At 58.5% G+C, this 20,443-nt stretch carries 19 protein-coding genes and 1 pseudogene; 8 read left to right on the top strand and 12 right to left on the bottom strand.

The window, feature by feature from the left end; all coding sequences use genetic code 11:
• Positions 1–21 precede the first annotated feature (21 nt).
• Positions 22–1,050: a [citrate (pro-3S)-lyase] ligase gene (gene citC / locus CE636_RS18925; RefSeq protein ID WP_017901213.1), complete on the bottom strand. Its 1,029-nt coding sequence runs from the start codon at positions 1,048–1,050 to the stop codon at positions 22–24.
• A 256-nt stretch (positions 1,051–1,306) separates the two neighbouring features.
• On the opposite strand from citC, the gene citS reads away from it, so the two are divergent.
• The 6 genes from citS to CE636_RS18895 all read left to right on the top strand — a co-directional run bounded on the left by citS (position 1,307) and on the right by CE636_RS18895 (position 8,646).
• Complete coding sequence (gene citS / locus CE636_RS18920; protein WP_004204255.1) at positions 1,307–2,647, top strand: citrate/sodium symporter CitS; 1,341 nt, start codon at positions 1,307–1,309, stop codon at positions 2,645–2,647.
• Between the two features lie 157 nt (positions 2,648–2,804).
• Positions 2,805–3,053: an oxaloacetate decarboxylase subunit gamma gene (locus CE636_RS18915; RefSeq protein WP_004204254.1), complete on the top strand. Its 249-nt coding sequence runs from the start codon at positions 2,805–2,807 to the stop codon at positions 3,051–3,053.
• Positions 3,054–3,068: 15 nt separating this feature from the next.
• The gene (gene oadA / locus CE636_RS18910) at positions 3,069–4,838 is read left to right on the top strand and encodes a sodium-extruding oxaloacetate decarboxylase subunit alpha (RefSeq protein ID WP_017901214.1); all 1,770 of its coding nucleotides are present in this window, start codon (positions 3,069–3,071) and stop codon (positions 4,836–4,838) included.
• Between the two features lie 15 nt (positions 4,839–4,853).
• Positions 4,854–6,155 (top strand): oxaloacetate decarboxylase subunit beta, encoded by a 1,302-nt coding sequence (locus tag CE636_RS18905; protein ID WP_004204249.1) that lies wholly within the window; start codon positions 4,854–4,856, stop codon positions 6,153–6,155.
• Positions 6,156–6,320: 165 nt separating this feature from the next.
• Positions 6,321–7,949, top strand: coding sequence for an ATP-binding protein (locus CE636_RS18900; RefSeq protein WP_048322953.1), 1,629 nt, complete (start codon positions 6,321–6,323; stop codon positions 7,947–7,949).
• Positions 7,942–8,646: a response regulator gene (locus CE636_RS18895; RefSeq protein ID WP_017901216.1), complete on the top strand. Its 705-nt coding sequence runs from the start codon at positions 7,942–7,944 to the stop codon at positions 8,644–8,646. The genes CE636_RS18900 and CE636_RS18895 overlap by 8 nt, the downstream gene beginning before the upstream one ends.
• A 5-nt stretch (positions 8,647–8,651) precedes the next feature.
• Here CE636_RS18895 and CE636_RS18890 read toward each other — a convergent pair whose 3' ends face one another.
• The gene (locus CE636_RS18890; RefSeq protein ID WP_004204246.1) at positions 8,652–9,281 is read right to left on the bottom strand and encodes a hypothetical protein; all 630 of its coding nucleotides are present in this window, start codon (positions 9,279–9,281) and stop codon (positions 8,652–8,654) included.
• Positions 9,282–9,373: 92 nt separating this feature from the next.
• Between CE636_RS18890 and CE636_RS18885 the strand changes: the two genes are divergently transcribed.
• Positions 9,374–10,303 carry a LysR family transcriptional regulator gene (locus CE636_RS18885; RefSeq protein ID WP_017901217.1) on the top strand — a complete coding sequence of 310 codons (930 nt, stop codon included), beginning with the start codon at positions 9,374–9,376 and terminating at the stop codon, positions 10,301–10,303.
• Here CE636_RS18885 and CE636_RS18880 read toward each other — a convergent pair.
• From CE636_RS18880 to CE636_RS29690, 8 genes and pseudogenes are all read right to left on the bottom strand, one after another.
• Entirely contained in the window at positions 10,251–10,616 is a 366-nt protein-coding gene (locus CE636_RS18880) for a DUF805 domain-containing protein (RefSeq protein ID WP_017901218.1), read from the bottom strand. The two genes, CE636_RS18885 and CE636_RS18880, sit on opposite strands and share 53 nt — an antisense overlap.
• A 29-nt stretch (positions 10,617–10,645) precedes the next feature.
• Positions 10,646–11,560: a ribonucleoside hydrolase RihC gene (gene rihC / locus CE636_RS18875; protein ID WP_004204242.1), complete on the bottom strand. Its 915-nt coding sequence runs from the start codon at positions 11,558–11,560 to the stop codon at positions 10,646–10,648.
• 67 nt (positions 11,561–11,627) lie between these two features.
• Positions 11,628–12,578 carry a 4-hydroxy-3-methylbut-2-enyl diphosphate reductase gene (ispH, locus tag CE636_RS18870; protein ID WP_002887979.1) on the bottom strand — a complete coding sequence of 317 codons (951 nt, stop codon included), beginning with the start codon at positions 12,576–12,578 and terminating at the stop codon, positions 11,628–11,630.
• A 1-nt stretch (position 12,579) separates the two neighbouring features.
• Positions 12,580–13,029 (bottom strand): FKBP-type peptidyl-prolyl cis-trans isomerase, encoded by a 450-nt coding sequence (gene fkpB / locus CE636_RS18865; RefSeq protein WP_004204241.1) that lies wholly within the window; start codon positions 13,027–13,029, stop codon positions 12,580–12,582.
• Positions 13,030–13,145: 116 nt separating this feature from the next.
• A complete protein-coding gene (gene lspA / locus CE636_RS18860) occupies positions 13,146–13,646 on the bottom strand; it encodes a signal peptidase II (RefSeq protein WP_017901219.1) in 501 nt (166 codons plus the stop codon).
• A complete protein-coding gene (ileS, locus tag CE636_RS18855) occupies positions 13,646–16,462 on the bottom strand; it encodes an isoleucine--tRNA ligase (RefSeq protein ID WP_004204238.1) in 2,817 nt (938 codons plus the stop codon). Before ileS ends, lspA begins: the two co-directional genes overlap by 1 nt.
• Before the next feature lie 43 nt (positions 16,463–16,505).
• Positions 16,506–17,444 (bottom strand): bifunctional riboflavin kinase/FAD synthetase, encoded by a 939-nt coding sequence (gene ribF, locus CE636_RS18850; protein WP_004204236.1) that lies wholly within the window; start codon positions 17,442–17,444, stop codon positions 16,506–16,508.
• 7 nt (positions 17,445–17,451) lie between these two features.
• Positions 17,452–17,657: pseudogene (locus CE636_RS29690) on the bottom strand (DUF2575 domain-containing protein); the annotation flags it as partial.
• Between the two features lie 116 nt (positions 17,658–17,773).
• Here CE636_RS29690 and rpsT point away from each other — a divergent pair.
• The gene (gene rpsT, locus CE636_RS18840) at positions 17,774–18,037 is read left to right on the top strand and encodes a 30S ribosomal protein S20 (protein ID WP_002887965.1); all 264 of its coding nucleotides are present in this window, start codon (positions 17,774–17,776) and stop codon (positions 18,035–18,037) included.
• A gap of 108 nt (positions 18,038–18,145) precedes the next feature.
• Here the strand turns inward: rpsT and nhaR are convergent, their stop codons facing one another.
• Together nhaR and nhaA are read right to left on the bottom strand one after the other, a co-directional pair.
• Positions 18,146–19,042, bottom strand: a complete 897-nt coding sequence (gene nhaR / locus CE636_RS18835) for a transcriptional activator NhaR (protein ID WP_002887961.1) — start codon at positions 19,040–19,042, stop codon at positions 18,146–18,148.
• A 53-nt stretch (positions 19,043–19,095) separates the two neighbouring features.
• Positions 19,096–20,271 (bottom strand): Na+/H+ antiporter NhaA, encoded by a 1,176-nt coding sequence (gene nhaA, locus CE636_RS18830; RefSeq protein WP_017901221.1) that lies wholly within the window; start codon positions 20,269–20,271, stop codon positions 19,096–19,098.
• Between the last annotated feature and the right edge of the window lie 172 nt (positions 20,272–20,443).

Genomic DNA, 20,443 nt, shown 5'->3' with positions numbered 1-20,443 from the left:
TCCTTTGTTATGGCGTAAAAATCAGGCGGTTTGATGTTCGCTTTCCGCCAGTTGCATCAGAAAAGAGAGGGTTCCCGGCGGCACCAGCGCCGCCACCGCCTGCCAGTTGCGCTGCCGGTACAGTTCGCGCACCCTGGAAGCCGATATCGGCCCGCCGTTTTTTTCGATCCGCGCCAGCTCAACGACCTCAACAGGCGGCGCGTCGCCCGGCGCTGCCAGCAACGCTTTCATACGCTGGTTGTAATGGCGGGTCAGCGAACACAGCGGCTCGGTGCCGACAAAACGATGGGTTATCTTCAGCGCCGGGGCTAAATGTTCGCGGAACAGCTGGAGATCGATCTGGTTGTGGCAGTCGTCCACCACCCCCTGTTCTTTGAGGAAGTAGCCAGGGAAGGTGGCCCGCGAGATGAGGTATGCCGAACCGGGATGCAGCGTTACCTTGTCGATGCCGGCAATCCCTTTTTCGATTAGCGTGTAGCGATCCTGATACGTGAAACGGGAGGCATCCTCTTTCACCACAAACAGGTGTAGCCAGTCGCACTGACGGGCCGCCTGCTCCACCAGCCAGCGGTGGCCGAGCGTGAACGGGTTGGCGTTCATCACGATAGCGCCTATTTTGCGTCCCGGCTGACGGTACATCGCCAGCTGGCGGCAGTAGCGGGTCAGCCGTTCGCGGCTATTTTCCAGTAACACGGCGAGATCGCCGGCCTGCGCGATTGGCCAGAAGCCGGCGCCGGCAAAGAGCGCGGCGTTACAGGGCTTAGTGAATAAAAACAGTTCGCTGCGCCCCAGTTCGTAAGCCAGGGTGAGTAATTCTGTCAGTAGCTTAAGGCTCAGCCCCTCCCCCTGCAGCGAGGGGTCGATAGCGATGCACTTCAGCACGTTGCCGGCGATGGCGCCGCAGCCGACCAGCCGCTGCCGGTACTCGGCGATAATGGCCATTTCGCAATCAGCCTCTAATGAGAGCTGATGCTGACGGAGAAAGAGGTCAATCGCCTCTCGCCGCGATTTATCCTTCCGTAGCTGAACGCGTTTTAATATCAGAGTCATTTTTTAGCGCTTCGTTATTCCAAAACGACCTGTATTTCGCCAGCGTTCGGCTATCGATTCTTGTATTTAAATCACAGTTTTTCTCGTCGCTTAATTGGCTTTATGGTTTTTATGTTGTTAATTCATTCAGCATAATAAAAATAATTAAATTAATTAAAAACACGAGTATTCAGTGAAGGTTATCACACCTTAACACTGAGTCTATTTATTACTATGCGCCGGTCTTATTACTTCATTGATAAACAGGATAACGTTTATGACTAACATGAGCCAGGCTCCGGCGACGGAGAAAAAAGGCGTGAGCGACCTGCTGGGATTTAAAATCTTCGGCATGCCGTTACCCCTTTATGCGTTTGCGTTAATTACGCTATTACTTTCCCACTTCTTTAATGCGTTACCCACCGACCTGGTTGGCGGCTTTGCCATTATGTTTATTATCGGCGCCCTGTTTGGCGAAATAGGTAAACGCCTGCCGATATTCAACAAATATATCGGTGGTGCGCCAGTGATGATCTTTCTGGTGGCAGCATATTTCGTTTATGCCGGTATTTTCACGCAGAAAGAGATCGATGCCATCAGTAACGTCATGGATGAGAGTAACTTCCTTAACTTATTCATCGCCGTATTAATTACCGGCGCGATCCTGTCGGTAAACCGTCGTCTGCTGCTGAAATCGCTGCTCGGCTACATCCCGACCATTCTGATGGGCATTGTCGGCGCGTCGATTTTCGGTATCGTCATCGGCCTGGTGTTCGGCATCCCGATGGATCGCATTATGATGCTGTACGTCCTGCCGATCATGGGCGGCGGCAACGGCGCGGGCGCGGTACCGCTGTCGGAAATTTATCACTCCGTTACCGGTCGGTCTCGCGAAGAGTACTATTCAACCGCTATCGCTATTCTGACCATCGCCAATATCTTTGCCATCGTCTTTGCCGCCGTACTCGATATCATCGGTAAAAAACACACCTGGCTGAGCGGCGAGGGCGAGCTGGTGCGCAAAGCCTCGTTTAAAGTCGAAGAAGACGAAAAAGCGGGCCAGATCACTCATCGCGAAACCGCCGTCGGCATGGTGCTGGCCACCACCTGCTTCCTGCTGGCCTACGTGATGGCGAAGAAAATCCTGCCCAGCATTGGCGGCGTATCGATTCACTATTTTGCCTGGATGGTGCTGATCGTCGCGGCGCTGAACGCCTCTGGCCTCTGCACACCCGAAATCAAAGCTGGCGCCAAACGCCTGTCGGATTTCTTTTCCAAACAGCTGTTGTGGGTGCTGATGGTCGGCGTCGGCGTCTGCTACACCGACCTGCAGGAAATCATCAACGCTATTACCTTCGCTAACGTCGTCATCGCCGCGGTTATCGTCGTTGGCGCGGTGGTTGGCGCGGCCCTGGGCGGCTGGATGATTGGCTTCTTCCCGATTGAATCAGCGATCACCGCGGGTCTGTGCATGGCCAACCGCGGCGGTTCCGGTGACCTGGAAGTGCTCTCTGCCTGTAACCGTATGAACCTTATCTCTTATGCGCAAATCTCCTCCCGTTTGGGTGGCGGTATTGTGCTGGTCATCGCCAGCATCGTGTTCGGCATGATGATTTAACCCATTTGCACGATGGCGCCGTTGAACGGACGACGACTAGCATCGCCAGGGTCCAATGCCGGGAGCGGCAGAGGGAAATCCACCCTGCTCCTTAGCCGGGAATGCCAGAAACGTCGCCAGGCAGCGCGCCATCGTGCCCCTATTTTGAGAGGTATACATGACTGATGCTGCGCTGCTAGGCGAAGGCTTCACCCTGATGTTTCTCGGCATGGGCTTTGTGCTGGTGTTCCTGCTGCTGCTCATCTTCGCCATCCAGGGGATGTCCCTCGCCGTTAACCGTCTGTTTCCCGAGCCGCTTCCGGCGTCAAAACCGGCACCGGCCGCCGTCGCGCCCGCCGACGACTTCGCCCGCTTAAAGCCGGCGATTGTCGCCGCCATTCACCACCATCGCCGTTTGCACCCTTAATTCACGGAGGAATTCATGACCGTTGCCATTACCGATGTCGTCCTGCGCGACGCCCACCAGTCCCTGTTCGCCACCCGCCTGCGCCTCGACGATATGCTCCCCGTCGCCGCTCAGCTTGACGACGTCGGCTACCGCTCCCTCGAGTGCTGGGGCGGGGCCACCTTTGATGCCTGCATCCGCTTTCTCGGCGAGGACCCGTGGGTCCGCCTGCGCGAGCTAAAAAAAGCGATGCCGAAAACCCCGCTGCAGATGCTGCTCCGCGGCCAGAACCTGCTCGGCTACCGCCACTACGCCGATGACGTGGTGGCGCGCTTCGTGGAGCGCGCCGTCAAAAACGGCATGGACGTCTTCCGCGTCTTCGACGCCATGAACGACCCGCGCAACATGCAGGCCGCCCTGCAGGCGGTGCGCAGCCACGGCGCCCACGCCCAGGGCACGCTTTCGTACACCACCAGCCCGGCGCACATCCTGCAGACCTGGCTCGACCTCACCGAACAGCTGCTGGAGACCGGCGTCGACTCCATCGCCATCAAGGACATGTCCGGCATTCTGACGCCGCATGCCGCCTTTGAGCTGGTCAGCGAAATCAAAAAACGCTACGACGTCACCCTGCACCTGCACTGCCACGCCACCACCGGCATGGCGGAGATGGCCCTGCTGAAGGCCATTGAAGCCGGGGTCGACGGCGTGGATACGGCGATTTCGTCCATGAGCGCCACCTACGGCCATCCGGCAACCGAAGCGCTGGTGGCCACCCTCGCCGGCACGCCGTACGACACCGGCCTCAATATCCACAAGCTGGAGAGCATCGCGGCCTACTTCCGCGAGGTGCGTAAGAAGTACCACGCCTTCGAAGGGCAGCTGAAAGGCACCGACAGCCGTATCCTCGTCGCCCAGGTGCCGGGCGGGATGCTCACCAACCTCGAAGGCCAGCTGAAGCAACAGAGCGCCGCCCACCGTCTGGATGAAGTGCTGGCGGAAATCCCTCGCGTGCGCGAGGACCTCGGTTTCATCCCGCTGGTCACCCCGACCTCGCAGATTGTCGGCACCCAGGCGGTGCTCAACGTCCTCACCGGCGAGCGCTACAAAACCATCGCGAAGGAGACCGCCGGCATTCTGAAAGGTGAATACGGCCACACTCCGGCGCCGGTGAACGCCGCCCTGCAGGCGCGGGTACTCGAGGGCGCAGAGGCCATCACTTGCCGCCCGGCGGACCTGCTGAAGCCGGAGCTGGCGCAGCTGGAAGCCGACGTCAGACGCCAGGCGCAGGAGAAGGGCATCACGCTTGCCGAAAACGCCATCGACGACGTGCTCACCGTGGCGCTGTTCCCGCAAATAGGCCTCAAGTTCCTCGAAAACCGCCACAATCCGGCAGCCTTTGAACCGCTGCCGCAGCTGGAAGAAGCCAGACCTGCCGCGAAGGCTGAGAAACCAGCCGCCTCCGGCGTCTACACCGTGGAAGTGGAAGGCAAGGCCTTTGTGGTGAAGGTCAGCGACGGCGGCGACGTCAGCCAGCTCAGCGCCGCGCCGGTGGCCGCTACGCCTGCTGCCGCCCCGGCCCCGGCCGGCGCCGGCACCCCGGTGACCGCCCCGCTGGCGGGCAATATCTGGAAGGTGCTGGCCGCGGAAGGCCAGGCGGTGGCCGAAGGCGAGGTGCTGCTGATTCTGGAAGCCATGAAGATGGAGACCGAAATCCGCGCCGCGCAGGCCGGCACCGTGCGCGGTATCGCGGTGAAGTCCGGCGACGCGGTGGCGGTCGGCGACACCCTGATGACCCTGGCGTAAGGACGAGGAGCGGAAATGGAAAGTCTGAACGCCCTGATTCAGGGGATGGGGCTGATGCACCTGGGGTTCGGCCAGGCGGTGATGCTGCTGGTCAGCCTGCTGCTGCTCTGGCTGGCGATTGCCAGGAAGTTCGAGCCGTTACTGCTGCTGCCGATTGGCTTCGGCGGCCTGCTCTCCAATATTCCGGAGGCCGGGCTAGCGCTCACCGCCCTGGAGAGCCTGCTGGCCCACCACGACCCGGCGCAGCTGGCGGTGATTGCCGCGAAGCTCCACTGCGCGCCGGACGTCCACGCCATTAAGGACGCGCTGGCCCTGGCCCTGCCGTCGGTGCAGGGGCAGATGGAGAGCCTGGCGGTGGACATGGGCTACTCCGCCGGGGTGCTGGCCATCTTCTATAAGGTGGCGATTGGCTCGGGCATCGCGCCGCTGGTAATTTTCATGGGCGTCGGGGCGATGACCGATTTCGGCCCGCTGCTGGCCAACCCGCGCACCCTGCTGCTGGGGGCGGCGGCGCAGTTCGGTATCTTCGCCACCGTGCTCGGGGCGCTGACGCTGAACTACTTCGGCATCATCAGCTTCACCCTGCCGCAGGCGGCGGCCATCGGCATCATCGGCGGCGCCGACGGCCCGACGGCTATCTACCTGTCGGGCAAGCTGGCGCCGGAGCTGCTGGGGGCCATCGCGGTGGCGGCCTACTCCTACATGGCGCTGGTGCCGCTGATCCAGCCGCCGATCATGAAGGCGCTGACCACGAATAAGGAGCGGAAGATCCGCATGGTGCAGCTGCGTACGGTGAGTAAGCGGGAGAAGATCCTCTTCCCGGCGGTGCTGTTGCTGCTGGTGGCGCTCCTGCTGCCGGACGCCGCGCCGCTGCTGGGGATGTTCTGCTTCGGCAACCTGATGCGCGAGAGCGGGGTGGTGGAGCGGCTGAGCGACACGGTGCAGAACGCGCTAATCAACATCGTGACCATCTTCCTCGGGCTGTCGGTGGGAGCCAAGCTGGTGGCGGACAAGTTCCTGCAGCCGCAGACCCTGGGGATCCTGCTGCTGGGGGTGATCGCCTTCTGCGTGGGCACCGCGGCCGGGGTGCTGATGGCGAAGCTGCTGAACAGGTTCAGTAAGAACCCGATCAACCCGCTGATCGGTTCAGCCGGGGTGTCGGCGGTGCCGATGGCGGCGCGGGTGTCGAACAAGGTGGGTCTGGAAGCGGACGGGCAGAACTTCCTGCTGATGCACGCCATGGGCCCGAACGTGGCCGGGGTGATCGGCTCGGCGATCGCCGCCGGGGTGATGCTCAAGTACGTGCTGGCGATGTAGGCCGGCATCCTCTCCGGAGGCGTGGCCGTTACCTCGCCTCCGGGTCAGGATTAACAGCGCCCCCTTGCCATCGATCACTTTTCTGAAATTAGCGGTTCTGTGCGCCATCTGCGGGTTCTCGGGCCGCGAAACGGGGAAACTAATCATTTAATGTCTATTGGCGCTATGTATACCCGAAAAATCACCCACTGGTTTGCCAGGCGATCGTTTCAGAATCGCATCTTCCTGCTGATCTTATTCACCTCGACGATCGTTATGCTGGCGATGTCATGGTATCTGACCGACATTACCGAAGAGCGTCTGCATTACCAGGTCGGGCAGCGGGCGCTGATTCAGGCAATGCAGATTTCGGCGATGCCGGAGCTGGTCGAAGCGGTTCAGAAACGCGATCTCGCCAGAATCAAAGCGCTTATCGATCCCATGCGTTCGTTCTCCGACGCTACCTATATCACCGTCGGTGATGCCAACGGCCAGCGCCTCTATCATGTTAATCCTGATGAAATCGGCAAATCGATGGAGGGCGGCGATAGCGATGAAGCATTGTTAAACGCGAAAAGCTACGTGTCAGTGCGCAAAGGCTCGCTGGGCTCCTCGCTGCGCGGTAAATCACCGATTCAGGACGAGACCGGCAAGGTGATTGGCATTGTGTCGGTAGGCTATACCATTGAACAGTTAGAGAACTGGCTCAGCCTGCAGATAAGCTCGCTGCTGATCCCGATGGCGATCATGTTACTGCTCCTGCTCTACTGCGCCCGCCGCTTCTCGTTGCATATCAAAAAGCAGATGCTGAATATGGAACCTCAACAGCTGTCGCAGCTGTTGATCCAGCAAAGCGTGTTGTTTGAATCCGTGTTCGAAGGGCTCATCGCCATCGACTCCCGTTACAAGATCACCGCGATTAATCAGACTGCCCGCCGGCTGCTCAACCTGAGCCAACCGGAACCGACGCTTATCGGTAAAGGGATCAGCAGCGTTATTTCTCAGGAGGCTTTCTTCTACGATGCGCCGCAGACCAATAAAAAAGACGAGATCGTCACCTTCAATCATATCAAAGTGATCGCCAGCCGGATGGCGGTGATCTTAAATAATGAGCCACAGGGCTGGGTGATCAGCTTTCGTAGTAAAGACGATATCAACACCCTCAGCCTGCAGCTCAGTCAGGTGCAACAGTATGCCGATAACCTGCGCGCCGTGCAGCATGAGCATCGCAATCTGATCTCCACCATCGCCGGCCTGCTGTTTCTTAAACGCTACGATCATGCGCTGGATCTGATCCAACAGCAGTCGGAAAGCCACCAGAAAGTGATCGATTTTATCGCGCGGAATTTCCAGGATAACCATCTGGCCGGGCTGTTGATCGGCAAGTATTACCGCGCCAAAGAGCTCGGTCTGGAACTGGTTTTCGATCCGGCCTGCTTCGTCGACAGATTACCCACCGCCCTTTCTCACAACGAATGGATCTCGATCGTGGGGAATCTGCTTGATAACGCCTACAATGCCAGCCTGCAACAGCCGCAGGGCTCAAAGCAGATAGAGTGCCTGATCAACAGCGACGGCCACGAGGTGATTATCGAGGTCGCCGATCAGGGATGCGGCATTGACGAGACGCTGCGCGATCGGATCTTCGAGCGCGGCGTCACCAGCAGCGTCAGCAAAGATCATGGCATCGGACTCTGGCTGGTTCGCAGCTACGTGGAACAGGCAGGCGGCAGCATCGTCGTCGAAAATAACCTTCCCTTTGGCACCATCTTTACTCTTTATATTCCCCTGACCCGAGATGAACATCATGGATAGCATCACCACTCTTATCGTTGAAGACGAACCTATGCTGGCGGAGATCCTGGTGGATAACATCAAACAGTTTCCCCAGTTCGACGTCATTGGCATTGCGGATAAACTCGAGAGCGCCAGGAAACAACTCAGACTGTATCAACCGCAGCTGATCCTGTTGGATAATTTCTTACCTGATGGCAAAGGTATCGATCTGATCCGCCATGCGGTCAGTACCCATTACAAGGGGCGGATCATCTTTATTACCGCTGATAATCATATGGATACCATCAGCGAAGCGCTGCGCCTGGGGGTGTTCGACTATCTAATTAAGCCGGTGCATTATCAGCGCCTGCAGCACACCCTGGAGCGCTTCGCCCGCTATCGCAGCTCGCTGCGTTCCAGCGAACAGGCCAGCCAGATCCACGTCGATGCGCTGTTTAATATTCAGGCTCGGGAACAGACGGAACCGGCCAGCGCACCGCTACGCGGGATCGATGAAAGCACCTTTCAGCGCGTACTCCAGCTGTTTGCCGACCCGGCGGTGGTACATACCGCCGACTCGCTGGCGCGTATCCTTGGCAGCAGCAAAACCACCGCTCGCCGTTATCTGGAACAGGGAGTGAAGAACGACTTTCTGGAAGCGGAAATCAGCTACGGCAAGGTTGGCCGACCGGAGCGTATTTATCGCGGCAAACAGACCTACCCTGAGCAGAACTGAAACGTTTACGTCAGGGAATAGCTGATCACCAACTGCCCCTTCTTCATCTTAATCTGACTAATGACAATGTCGCCCAGCTCCGCCAGACGGGCGACGTGGGTGCCACCGCAGGGATAGGCGGGCAGCTCGCCGAATCCCACTTTGCGCATGCCGTCAGCGAACGTCACCTGACGCGGTAAATCCTGCGCCTGCCATGCCTTTACTAGCGCCAGTAGCGCACTGGCGTCCGGCAGCGCGGCGCTATTCCTGCTGGCAAAGGTTATCCGCCCTTCGCCGGGCCAGTGGTGCGCTTTCACCGGTTGCCAGCCAAGCTGTTCGCCCGCCAGGCCAAGCAGGTGGCCGGCAGAATGCAGACGAGCATGCAGCTGTCTCGCGGAGGCATCAATTTTCATCTCCACTTCACCGAGGGGAAGCAGTTGCGACAGAATATGCAGCACCCTGTCGCCGCGCACAACCACCGTCTCAACGGCCTGTCCGGCAATCCAGCCGCAATCCGCCGGTTGACCGCCCCCTTGCGGGTGAAACAGCGTCCGATCCAGTTCGATGGCGTAACGGCCATCCGCTTCTGCAGTGCAGGCGATGATCTGGGCGCGCCCGTCGGTAGCATCGCTGGTGTAATAAACCCGTTCAGTCATAGTGATTCTCCTCTCTGTTCGCCCAGTATATTATTAATACCGACAGCGATAATCCCATCATCCGCCAATGCACTCTTGCTCCAGGGGCACAAATGAATCTGAACCTCCTGCCCGACCTTGCCCTCTTCGTACAGATCGTCGACCAGGGCAGCTTCTCCGCCGTCGCCCGCCAGAGCGGCATTACCCCTTCCGCGGTTAGCCGTAGCGTGTCGCGGCTGGAGCGAGAGATGGGCTGCAAACTGCTGCAGCGTACCACTCGCAAGCTGCGTCTGAGCGATGCCGGGGAAACGGTTTACCAGCATGCCCAGCAGATGCTGGAAGCGGCGCGACAGGCGATGGATTCCGCCGGCAGTCGCCAAACGGTCGCCCAGGGAAAGCTGACGCTCAGCGTCCCGAAAGCCATCGGCCGCTTTGTGATCCATCCGCTGATGATGGCGTTTTTCCACCGCTACCCGCACGTGGACGTCTGCCTGCGGCTGGAAGATCGCCCTCTGGATTTTATCGATGACGGTATCGATCTGGCGCTACGCATCACCGATACCCCCTCGCCCGGCCTGCATGGCAAACCGCTGATGCCGGTCACGCACGTTATCTGCGCCACTGAAGCCTATTTACAGCGCCACGGTATGCCGCACACGCCGCAGGAACTGCGGGCGCACAGCTGCATCAGCCTTGGCGAAACGCCCGCCGACGCGCGCTGGAAGTTCCGTCGGGAAGGGAAAATCGAAACGGTGCAAACATACGGGCGGTACGCCGCCAACCATACCGCCGTGCGCCTCGACGCGGTTAAGCAGCATCTGGGGATCGGCAGCCTGCCGCTGTTCACCGCCCGCGAGGCGCTGGCGAATGGCGACATTGTGCAGGTGCTGCCCGAGTGGGAATTTATCAGCAGCTATTCCGGCGATCTGTGGCTGCTGTGGGCGGGAGATAAGCATATGCCCGCCAGAATGCGGGCGATGATTGATTATCTCAGCGAGACGGTGCCGGCGCTGAACGCAGGCAGCACAGAGCCAGCGAAATAACCGCAAACCACGGAATGATAACCCCCAGCACGAACCAGATCCCGGAGCGACCGATGTCATGCATCCGCCGGCAGCCAACTGCCAGCAGGGGGATCGCCATCAACAGCAGCCACAGCGCCGCAAAGGGTATGACCACAAAACTGAAGATGCCGTAGCGAGGGTCTACGCGGGTCGCCAGGCACCAGACGGCCAGCGGCGCGCTGGCGATCAGTAGATTGATAAGAAAAAACGTCCAGAACTGCTGTCGGCTGGCCCGGCCGCTAAAATTAAAGGTCTCTTTCCAGCCGCTCAAATACGCCTGTCCATAGGTCATTGCTTCTCTCCTTGAAGATTGGGTGGGTATTACGGCGCCAGGGCAATCACCTCCGCCGCCCAGCGCTGAAACCCTTCCACATCGATATCCAGCGCCACCTGGGCGTTCGCCGGCTGACCCAGTCGTCCTTCAATATCTACCACCGTGGTGCCGGCGGTCCAGGTGCCCTGCGTCTCCACCGCCACAAAACATGGCTGCAGAGTGAACAGTTCCGGGCGGGCCAGCCATGCGATAGCGCAGAGATCGTGCATTCGCAGACCACTGCTCATGCTGCCGCTGCGATAGTGGCTAAACAGCGCATGGAGCATTTTACCGGTCTGGTTCAGCGTCGGCAGGGTTGCGAGATAATCCGCCGTCAACAGCGCCCGATTGGTGACGTCCAGCCCGCACATCACAATCTCCAGCCCGCTGTGGAAGACTTTCGCGGCGGCTTCCGGGTCGATGGCAATATTGAATTCGGCATTCGGCGTAAAGTTGCCGCGGCCCGCCGAGCCGCCCATGATCACCAGCCGGCGAATGTTGAATACGCATTCCGGATACTGGGTCAGCAGCAGCGCAATATTGGTCAGCGGGCCAATCGCCACCAGAGTGATCGGCTCGGCAGCGTGCATCAATGCATCGCGGATCGCCTGGAAGGCCGGCTTCGCCAGCGGTTGACGTTGATGCTCAACAAAGTCATACCCTTCCATACCGGATTCGCCATGCACCGAAGCGGCATCGCGCAGGGGACGCACCAGCGGCATCGAAGCGCCCTGCGCCAGCGGCACATCGGCATGCCAGAAGTGCAGCAGCTGCAGCGCGTTACGGGTCGTCTTCTCCACCGAGACATTGCCCGCCACGGTGGTCATTAGCTGCAGATCCAGCTCGGGAGCGAACAGCGCCGCAGCAATGGCGGCAGCATCGTCGATGCCCGGGTCAGTATCAAGAATGATCGGTAAGCGCATGGTTTCTCCCTAAAAAAAATGCCAGACGTTAAGTCTGGCATCTTCTCATATTGCAGGCGGAAAGAACTTACTCTACTTCACGGACATCCACACGCAGCTCTTTCGGCACTTCAAAAACGATATTCTCTTCTCGGCCTTCCAGCGGCACCGCTTCGCCACCGCCCAGCTCCTGCAGGCGGGTGATAACGTTCTGCACCAGAATATCCGGCGCCGATGCGCCCGCCGTCACGCCGACGCAGGCCGCATCCTTGACCCAGGCTTCCTGAATATCGGAGGCATCGTCAATCAGGTAGGCTGCCTTACCCATCCGCTGCGCCAGTTCGGCGAGGCGGTTAGAGTTGGAGGAGTTTTTCGAACCGACCACCAGCACTACGTCAGCCTGCTCCGCCAGCGCGCGCACCGCTTCCTGACGGTTAGTGGTGGCATAGCAAATGTCGTCTTTGCGCGGGCCGACGATTTTCGGGAAACGCGCGCGCAGCGCGTCAATCACATCAGAGGTATCGTCCACCGAGAGGGTGGTCTGGGTCATAAACGACAGCCGGGCGTCGTTTTTGACTTCCAGCTTGAGAACGTCTTCCGGCGACTCGACCAGGTACATGCCCCCTTGCGGGTTATTGTACTGCCCCATAGTGCCTTCGACTTCCGGGTGTCCGGCATGGCCGATCAGAATCGACTCTTCGCCACGGCGGCTGGCGCGGGCGACTTCCATATGCACTTTCGTCACCAGCGGACAGGTGGCGTCGAACACCGTCAGGTCGCGGCTCTTCGCTTCATTCCGTACCGCCTGCGATACGCCGTGAGCGGAGAAAATCAGGATCGCGCCGTCCGGTACTTCGCTGATCTGTTCGATAAATATGGCGCCGCGCTTGCGCAGGCTATCCACCACATAGCGGTTATGCACCACTTCATGACGAACATAAATCGGCGCGCCGTACAGCGTCAGCGCGTTTTCTACAATGCTGATAGCGCGGTCAACGCCAGCGCAAAAGCCGCGCGGGTTAGCCAACAGGATCTGCATGTTACTCCTCCAGCGCCGGATCGATCTCCAGCACTTCAATATCAAAATGAACGGTGCGCCCGGCCAGCGGATGGTTGAAGTCGACGGTGATGGAATCGCCGTTCACTTCGCGGATCACGCCAGGCATTTCGCTGCCATCCATTGCGGTAAAGAGCATAATCGCGCCGATCTCCGGCTCGCCGGCGTCGATAAACTCGCGGCGAGAGAAATACTGAATCAGGTCCGGGCTCGGGACGCCAAAAGCGGCGTCAGGCTCCAGCGAAAAGGCCTTTTTCTCGCCCTCTTTCAGACCAAGAAGCTGTTGCTCCAGCCCTTCAGACAGGGAGGTGTCGCCGAGGCGAAACAGCGCCGGTTTGCCATTGTTACGGGTGGACTCGGCGGTGGATCCATCGTCCAGCTTCAGCGTGAAGTGAACGAGAACCGCGCTGTTGCTCTGTACGGATTTAGACATGCAAATTGCTCGCTTGTTTTAGGTCACCTGTTGCCCGGAGGCGCTACGCTTACCGGGCGACGGGAGACCACACATTCTGTAGGCCGGGCAGGCGTGGCGCCACCCGGCATTAACATTTACACCTGCTCTTTTGCGGTCGGTTTCGGCAGGAAGCCTTCCAGCACAATCATCGCCGCGCCGATGCAGATAGCGCTATCGGCGAGGTTGAAAGTGGCGAAGTGCCAGTCGCCGACGTAGAAGTCGATCATATCGACCACAAAGCCGTGCCACAGGCGATCGAACAAGTTGCCCAGCGCGCCGCCAATAATCAGGGCGTAGGCAATATTGTTCAGCTTTTGCGTCGCCTTCGAACGGTACATCAGCACCGTCAGCACCACGCAAATGCCGATCGCGATCCCGGAAAAGAACCAGCGCTGCCAGCCGCCGCTGTCGGCGAGGAAGCTAAAGGCCGCGCCATAGTTGCGGGCATAATGCAGATTAAGCGACGGGAACAGCGGAACCGTCTCCCCCAGAGCGAAGTTCTGGAGGATCAGGAATTTGCTGCCCAGATCGATAATCAGCACGGCTACGACCACCCACAGCCAGCGTAGCCCCGTTGAACAGATCGATTTACTCATCAGGCGAATTTACGTTGCTCGCCGTCACCGGCGACGTTGCTCACACAGCGTCCGCAGATTTCCGCGTGTTCCGCCACCTTGCCGATATCGGTGGTGTAATGCCAGCAGCGCGGGCATTTCTCACCTTCAGCTTTACTCAATGCGACTTTCAGCCCTTTGAGCAGTTCGCTCTGCTGCGCATCAGCAGATGCGCTCGCATAGTCTGCGACGTTCGCCCCGGAGGTCAACAGGACAAATCGCAATTCATCCCCCAGTGCGTTGAGCTTAGCGGCCAGGTCGGCATCAGCATACAGCGTCACCGCAGCTTCCAGCGAACCACCGACTTTCTTATCCGCACGCGCCTGCTCGATCACTTTGTTGACTTCGCCGCGGACTTTCAGCAGCTCATCCCAGAAGCCGTCATTCATCGCTTCGTCGTCGGCCAGGCCGAAGAGACCCTGATACCATTCGCCGGTAAAGACGTATTTCTCACGCTCGCCCGGCAGGTAACCCCAGATTTCGTCCGCAGTGAAGGACATGATCGGCGCCATCCAGCGCACCAGCGCTTCCACGATGTGGAACAGCGCGGTCTGGCAGCTGCGACGCGCCACGCTGTCCGCCTTAGCGGTGTACTGGCGATCTTTGATGATGTCGAGGTAGAACGAGCCCATCTCAATAGAGCAGAAGCGCATCAGGCGCTGCACCACTTCGTGGAAGTCGTAGGACTCGTAGGCTTTCAGGATATCTTCCTGTGCCGCCTGCGCGCAGCCGACCGCCCAGCGATCCAGCACCACCATCTCTTCCGGTTTGACCATGTCTTTTGCCGGATCGAAACCGTTCAGGTTCGCCAGCAGGAAGCGCGCGGTGTTACGGATACGACGATAGCTGTCCGCGGCGCGTTTGAGGATCTCGTCAGAGACCGCCATTTCGCCGGTGTAGTCGGTGGAAGCCACCCACAGGCGCAGGATATCGGCGCCCAGCTTGTTCATCACGTCCTGCGGGCTAACGGTGTTGCCGATAGACTTGGACATTTTGCGCCCCTGACCATCGACGGTGAAGCCGTGGGTCAGTACCTGACGATATGGCGCTTTGCCTTTCATCGCCGTGGAAATCATCAGCGAGGACATGAACCAGCCACGATGCTGGTCGGAGCCTTCCAGATACATATCGGCGGCGTGACCGGCGAATTCCGGACGCACGTCAACCACGGAAGAGTGGGTCGATCCGGAGTCAAACCAGACGTCGAGGGTATCCGGCACTTTCTCGTAGCTGTCAGCGTCATCGCCAAGGATGTCGCGGGAATCGAGATCCCACCACGCCTGGATGCCGTCGACTTCAACACGCTTCGCGACTTCTTCCATCAACTCAAGGGTACGCGGGTGCAGTTCGTGGGTTTCTTTATGCACGAACAGCGACATCGGCACGCCCCAGGTACGCTGACGGGAGATACACCAGTCAGGACGGTTGGCGACCATCGATTCGATACGCGCCTGGCCCCAGTCCGGGATCCACTGCACGCCTTTGATCTCTTTCAGCGACTGCGCGCGCAGACCTTTCTGATCCATGCTCACGAACCACTGCGGGGTGGCGCGGAAGATGATCGGCGACTTGTGGCGCCAGCAGCACGGATAGCTGTGCTGCATTTTTTCCACATGCAGCAGCGCGCCGCGCTCACGCAGCATCTCAACGATGATATCGTTGGCTTTGAAGACGTTGATACCGTCCAGGGACGGATAGGTGCCTGGCAGATAAGCTCCGTCCGGGCCAACCGGGTTAGCGATTTCCAGACCGTATTTCTGGCTGATCGTGTAGTCGTCCGGACCGTGGCCGCCGGCGGTATGCACCGCGCCGGTACCGGCATCCAGCGTCACGTGGTCGCCAAGGATCGCCGGCACGTCGAAATCCAGGAACGGATGCTGGAAACGCATCAGTTCAAGCTCGGCGCCGTTCACCGCCGCCAGGATGGTGTAATCGGCCGCGCCAACGCGCTTCATCACGCTCTCGACCAGGTCTTTCGCCAGGATCAGCGCCTGACCGTCAACCTGCACCAGCGCATAGTCGAACTCCGGCGACAGGGAGATGGCACGGTTAGCCGGCAGGGTCCACGGAGTGGTGGTCCAGATAACCAGCGACACCGGGCCGTTGACGTCGGCGACGCCGAATTTCGCCAGCACCGCGGCTTTATCTACCGCGTGGAACGCCACGTCGATGGATGGGGAAGTCTTGTCGTAATACTCCACTTCCGCTTCCGCCAGCGCGGAACGGCAGTCTACGCACCAGTGCACCGGCTTGGCGCCTTTATGCAGATGGCCGTTGCCGATGATTTTGCCCAGCGCGCGAATGATATTGGCTTCGGTTTTGAAGTCCATGGTCAGGTACGGATGCGACCAGTCGCCCAGCACGCCGAGGCGAATAAAGTCTTTACGCTGGCCGTCGATCTGCTCGGCGGCATATTCGCGGCACTTGGCGCGGAATTCTGCTGCGGTGAACTTCTCACCCGGCTTGCCGTATTCCTGCTCTACTTTCAGCTCGATCGGCAGACCGTGGCAGTCCCAGCCCGGAACGTAAGGCGAGTCATAGCCCGTCAGTCCTTTGGACTTAACGATAATGTCTTTCAGAATCTTGTTTACCGAGTGACCAATATGAATGCTGCCATTCGCATAAGGAGGGCCATCATGCAGAATGAAGGTTTTTTTGCCTTTTTTGGCTGCACGAATGATGCCGTACAGGTCATCATCGGTCCAACGCGCCAGCATTCCCGGTTCGCGTTTGGCGAGGTCGCCACGCATAGGGAACCCTGTTTCCGGCAAATTCAGGGTCGATTTATAGTCACTCATCAGATTCTCGGTTCCGTATTTCGGTTTGATAAACACCAGTGGCTCAGGCCTGGCTGGTCAGCCCAAATAATTCGCGGGCCGTTAACTCATCACGTGCGATTTGCGCCTTCAGCTCGTCCAGCGACGCAAACCGCTGCTCATTACGTATCTTTTTACGCAGTACTACATTGATATGGCGACCGTAGAGGTCCATTACAACGTCCAACAGATGCACTTCGAGCTGCTGACGCACGCCCGCTACCGTTGGACGGGTGCCAATATTGGCGACACCGGCGATCGGTTTGTCGCCCAGACCTGTCACTTCTACCGCATAGACCCCTTTAACCGGGGAAACCTGACGACGCAGCGGTAAGTTCGCCGTCGGAAAACCTATGGTACGGCCCAGTTCGTCGCCATGCACGACGCGTCCGGAAATGCTAAACGGATGGCCGAGCAGCGTCTCCGCAAGAAGAAGATCGTCATCGGCCAGCGCCTGACGCACCGCCGTGCTGCTGATCCGTACCCCGCCTTCGCAGAAGGTTTGGGTGCTGGTGACGTCGAAGCCGTATTCCGCCCCCGCCTTTTGTAATAACAAGAAATCCCCCTGGCGACCAGCGCCAAAGCGGAAATCGTCACCGACGGCAAGGAACTGCACGCCCAGGCGGCGCACCAGCAGTTCACTGATAAAATCCTGCGCCGTCAGCGCGGCGAACCGGCGGTCGAAGCGAACGCACAGCACATAGTCGACCCCGCTTTCAGCCAGATAGCTCAGCTTTTCACGCAGGCGGGTCAACCGCGCCGGGGCTTTATCGGCGGCAAAAAGCTCGAGCGGCTGGGGTTCGAAAATCATCACCACCACCGGTAAACCGCGCTGGCGGCCCTCTTCGCGCAATCGCTGCAGCAGCGCCTGATGCCCACGATGCACGCCGTCAAAATTGCCAATGGTCAGCACGCACCCGTGCGGGGCCTGACTGAGATTATGTATGCCGCGTATCAGCTTCATGTCTGGCTCAAAACAGTGAAAATCGTCCGAGTATACCTTGTACAACTGTCAACGTTAACCAGCGATTGCTCCTCGGCAACGAAAGTTCTCAGGAATTCATTCACTCAGCGCGGGTAAGCGGGAAAACCGCCCGCCCCCGGCGATTTTTATGGTGGAAAAGCTGTATTCGCCTGCAACAAGCTGGTAGAATCTTGCGCCATCACTACGTAATGAAGCGCTGTGGTGTTAAACGGCGCTTATTTGCACAAATCCATTGACAAAAGAAGGCTAAACGGGCATATTCCTCGGCCTTTGAATTGTCCATATAGAACACATTTGGGAGTTGGACCTTGGCTAATATCAAATCAGCTAAGAAGCGCGCCGTTCAGTCTGAAAAGGCTCGCAAGCACAACGCTAGCCGTCGCTCTATGATGCGTACTTTCATCAAGAAAGTATACGCAGCTATCGAAGCTGGCGACAAAGCTGCTGCACAAAAAGCATTTAACGAAATGCAACCGATCGTGGACCGTCAGGCTGCTAAAGGTCTGATCCACAAAAACAAAGCTGCGCGTCATAAGGCTAACCTGACCGCTCAGATCAACAAACTGGCTTAATCGCTGCTTGTTGTCGCTTTGTGAAAAAACCCGCGAAAGCGGGTTTTTTTATGCCTGTCATCTTCCCCGCCCTGGCGCGACCTGAGCCACGCCAGCCACGCTTTCCGGCTATCTCGGTTCAGTAAACAGCGACGAATAATCGCGATTGCAGATGCGCTGTACCGCCGGATGCTGAATCATCCGTTCGGCGAAAATAGCGTGATACTCCTCCATCACACTATCCATGCGGCCAATTTCGACAATCGATTCATCATGATAGAAATCATGCGCGTAGAGCGTCGGCGCGACAAATATCGCATTATGCGCAGCGCCAAAGGCTTTCATGAGCGCCGCGTCGTCAAACTCGCCGAGAATCTCCACCTTCAGACCCTGCACATTAATCCAGTTCAGCAGCTTACGTCCCAGCATCGATCGTCGGCCGGGGATTAGCAGCCGTCGCTCTTCGAGACAAGCCGGGAACGGCTTCGTCGGCGCCGGGTTCATACACCAGAAGCTGACGCTACACTCGCCAATCTTCACCGAAAACAGCCCTTCCTGCTGCGTCGAGTCGATCGGGCAGTCAGAGATAATCATATCGAGCTTATGCTGGCTCAACTGCTCCAGCAGCAGCTCATGGGTGGATTCAAAACAGCGCAGATGAATCTGCTCGCTTTCGACAACGGCGGCATCCAGCACGCCGCTGACCAGCCGCTTCGAGAGCGCATCGGCCACGCCGACGTCAAACAGCAGATTAGACTCTTTGCGATAGTTGACGATGTCGAGCATCTCCTGGCTCAGGGTAAACATCCGGTCGGCATAGCGGAAGACCAACTCCCCGAGCTCGCTCGGCTCCAGCCCTCTTCCCTTGCGCTTGAATAATTTACCCTGCAGACGCTCCTCCAGCGCTTTGATCTGCCCGGTAATGGTCTGCGGCGTCAGAAACAGCGCCTCCGCCGCGCCCACGACAGATCCTTCTTTATAGACGTGCCAGAAGTAGTACAGATGGTTGTAGTTGATATGTGACATGCTTCTCTCCCTGATAATGTCCTGGAGGGCCGGAGAGGCCCTCCGCAGAAAGGTTATACCGCGAGGCGAGTATCCGTCGCGCGCTGACGCAGTATGAGGTATCCGGTGACGGCCGATAACACTGAGCCGATCAAGATGCCAAGCTTGGCCCAGTTGATCAACGCGGGATCCACGTTGCCAAAGGCGAGACTGGCGATAAAAATCGACATCGTAAAGCCAATCCCGCACAGGATACCCACCGCCATAATCTGCCCGCAGGTGGTCCCCTCCGGCAGCGAGGCCCACTTCAGCTTCAGGGCCAGCCAGCAGAACAGGCTGATCCCCAGCGGCTTACCGATAAACAGGCCGGCCATGATGCCCAGAGGCAGCAGCGACGTCAGTCCATCAAGTGTGACCCCCTGCAACGAGACACCCGCGTTGGCAAAGGCAAACAGCGGTAGGATCATAAACGCGACCCACGGGTGCAGGACATGCTCAAGCGCTTTGGCCGGGGATTTACCCTGCTTTTCCTGTAACGGAATCATAAAGCCGACGATGACCCCGGCAAGCGTCGCGTGAACGCCGGACTTCAGCACCGCCGTCCACAGCACCGCGCCGACCAGAATATAGATCCCAGTGCGCCGCACGCCGCTCAGATTCAGGGCCACCAGCACCGCAATCGCCGCCGCCGCCACGCCCAGCGAGAGCATTGACAGGTCGTGGGTATAAAACAGCGCGATAATCACGATAGCCCCCAGGTCATCAATGATCGCCAGCGCCATCAGGAAAATCTTTAGCGCCGTCGGGACGCGGCTGCCTAACAGCGCCAGCACGCCGAGGGCAAAGGCAATATCCGTCGCTGCCGGGATCGCCCATCCCTCTCTGGCGACAGGATCCTGAGCGTTAAAGGCCAGATAGACCAGCGCCGGGACGATCATCCCGCCGAGCGCGGCAATCACTGGAAAGACCGCCTGACGACGACTCGCCAGCGAGCCCTGAATCAGCTCGCGTTTGACCTCCAGGCCAATCAGCAAGAAGAACACCGCCATCAGAGCATCATTGATCCAAAGCAGCATATTCTTGTTGATCTCCAGCGCCCCCACCCGCAGCTGTACAGGCGTATCAAGGAAGGAGTGATACAGACCGCTGGTCACGCTGGTATTGGCCATGACCATCGCCAGCACCGCGGCGATGATTAAGACAATGCCGCCGGAAGCATCGCTACTGAAGAATCGTTGCAGATGTTTCACTTTTACTTTCATCCTGTTGGTGAATAACTCGATAAAAGCATAATACACAAACTGATAACTCGAAAAAATCAGATTTAAGTTGAGTAAACATTCGATTTTTACGAATCAAAGAGGAGCGATAAGACAAAAAAAGCCCGGGCAGCAAAGGCCCGGGCCAGGAGTCAGCGAAAGC

This window comes from Klebsiella sp. LY, from assembly GCF_004010915.1.
Classification (GTDB): Bacteria; Pseudomonadota; Gammaproteobacteria; order Enterobacterales; family Enterobacteriaceae; genus Klebsiella; species Klebsiella quasipneumoniae.
The sequence above is the reverse complement of the archived record's forward strand: the minus strand, read 5'-3'. Positions and strand labels throughout refer to the sequence as shown.

Bases quoted from the DNA above. Each gene is read 5' to 3' on its own strand.
- lspA (WP_017901219.1), bottom strand. From the start codon at position 13,646: ATGAGTAAATCGATCTGTTCAACGGGGCTACGCTGGCTGTGGGTGGTC.
- CE636_RS18915 (WP_004204254.1), top strand. From the start codon at position 2,805: ATGACTGATGCTGCGCTGCTAGGCGAAGGCTTCACCCTGATGTTTCTC.
- CE636_RS18900 (WP_048322953.1), top strand. From the start codon at position 6,321: ATGTATACCCGAAAAATCACCCACTGGTTTGCCAGGCGATCGTTTCAG.
- fkpB (WP_004204241.1), bottom strand. From the start codon at position 13,029: ATGTCTAAATCCGTACAGAGCAACAGCGCGGTTCTCGTTCACTTCACG.
- ispH (WP_002887979.1), bottom strand. From the start codon at position 12,578: ATGCAGATCCTGTTGGCTAACCCGCGCGGCTTTTGCGCTGGCGTTGAC.
- citS (WP_004204255.1), top strand. From the start codon at position 1,307: ATGACTAACATGAGCCAGGCTCCGGCGACGGAGAAAAAAGGCGTGAGC.
- CE636_RS18905 (WP_004204249.1), top strand. From the start codon at position 4,854: ATGGAAAGTCTGAACGCCCTGATTCAGGGGATGGGGCTGATGCACCTG.
- citC (WP_017901213.1), bottom strand. From the start codon at position 1,050: ATGACTCTGATATTAAAACGCGTTCAGCTACGGAAGGATAAATCGCGG.
- CE636_RS18890 (WP_004204246.1), bottom strand. From the start codon at position 9,281: ATGACTGAACGGGTTTATTACACCAGCGATGCTACCGACGGGCGCGCC.
- nhaR (WP_002887961.1), bottom strand. From the start codon at position 19,042: ATGTCACATATCAACTACAACCATCTGTACTACTTCTGGCACGTCTAT.
- rihC (WP_004204242.1), bottom strand. From the start codon at position 11,560: ATGCGCTTACCGATCATTCTTGATACTGACCCGGGCATCGACGATGCT.
- ileS (WP_004204238.1), bottom strand. From the start codon at position 16,462: ATGAGTGACTATAAATCGACCCTGAATTTGCCGGAAACAGGGTTCCCT.
- CE636_RS18880 (WP_017901218.1), bottom strand. From the start codon at position 10,616: ATGACCTATGGACAGGCGTATTTGAGCGGCTGGAAAGAGACCTTTAAT.
- CE636_RS18885 (WP_017901217.1), top strand. From the start codon at position 9,374: ATGAATCTGAACCTCCTGCCCGACCTTGCCCTCTTCGTACAGATCGTC.
- CE636_RS18895 (WP_017901216.1), top strand. From the start codon at position 7,942: ATGGATAGCATCACCACTCTTATCGTTGAAGACGAACCTATGCTGGCG.
- ribF (WP_004204236.1), bottom strand. From the start codon at position 17,444: ATGAAGCTGATACGCGGCATACATAATCTCAGTCAGGCCCCGCACGGG.
- oadA (WP_017901214.1), top strand. From the start codon at position 3,069: ATGACCGTTGCCATTACCGATGTCGTCCTGCGCGACGCCCACCAGTCC.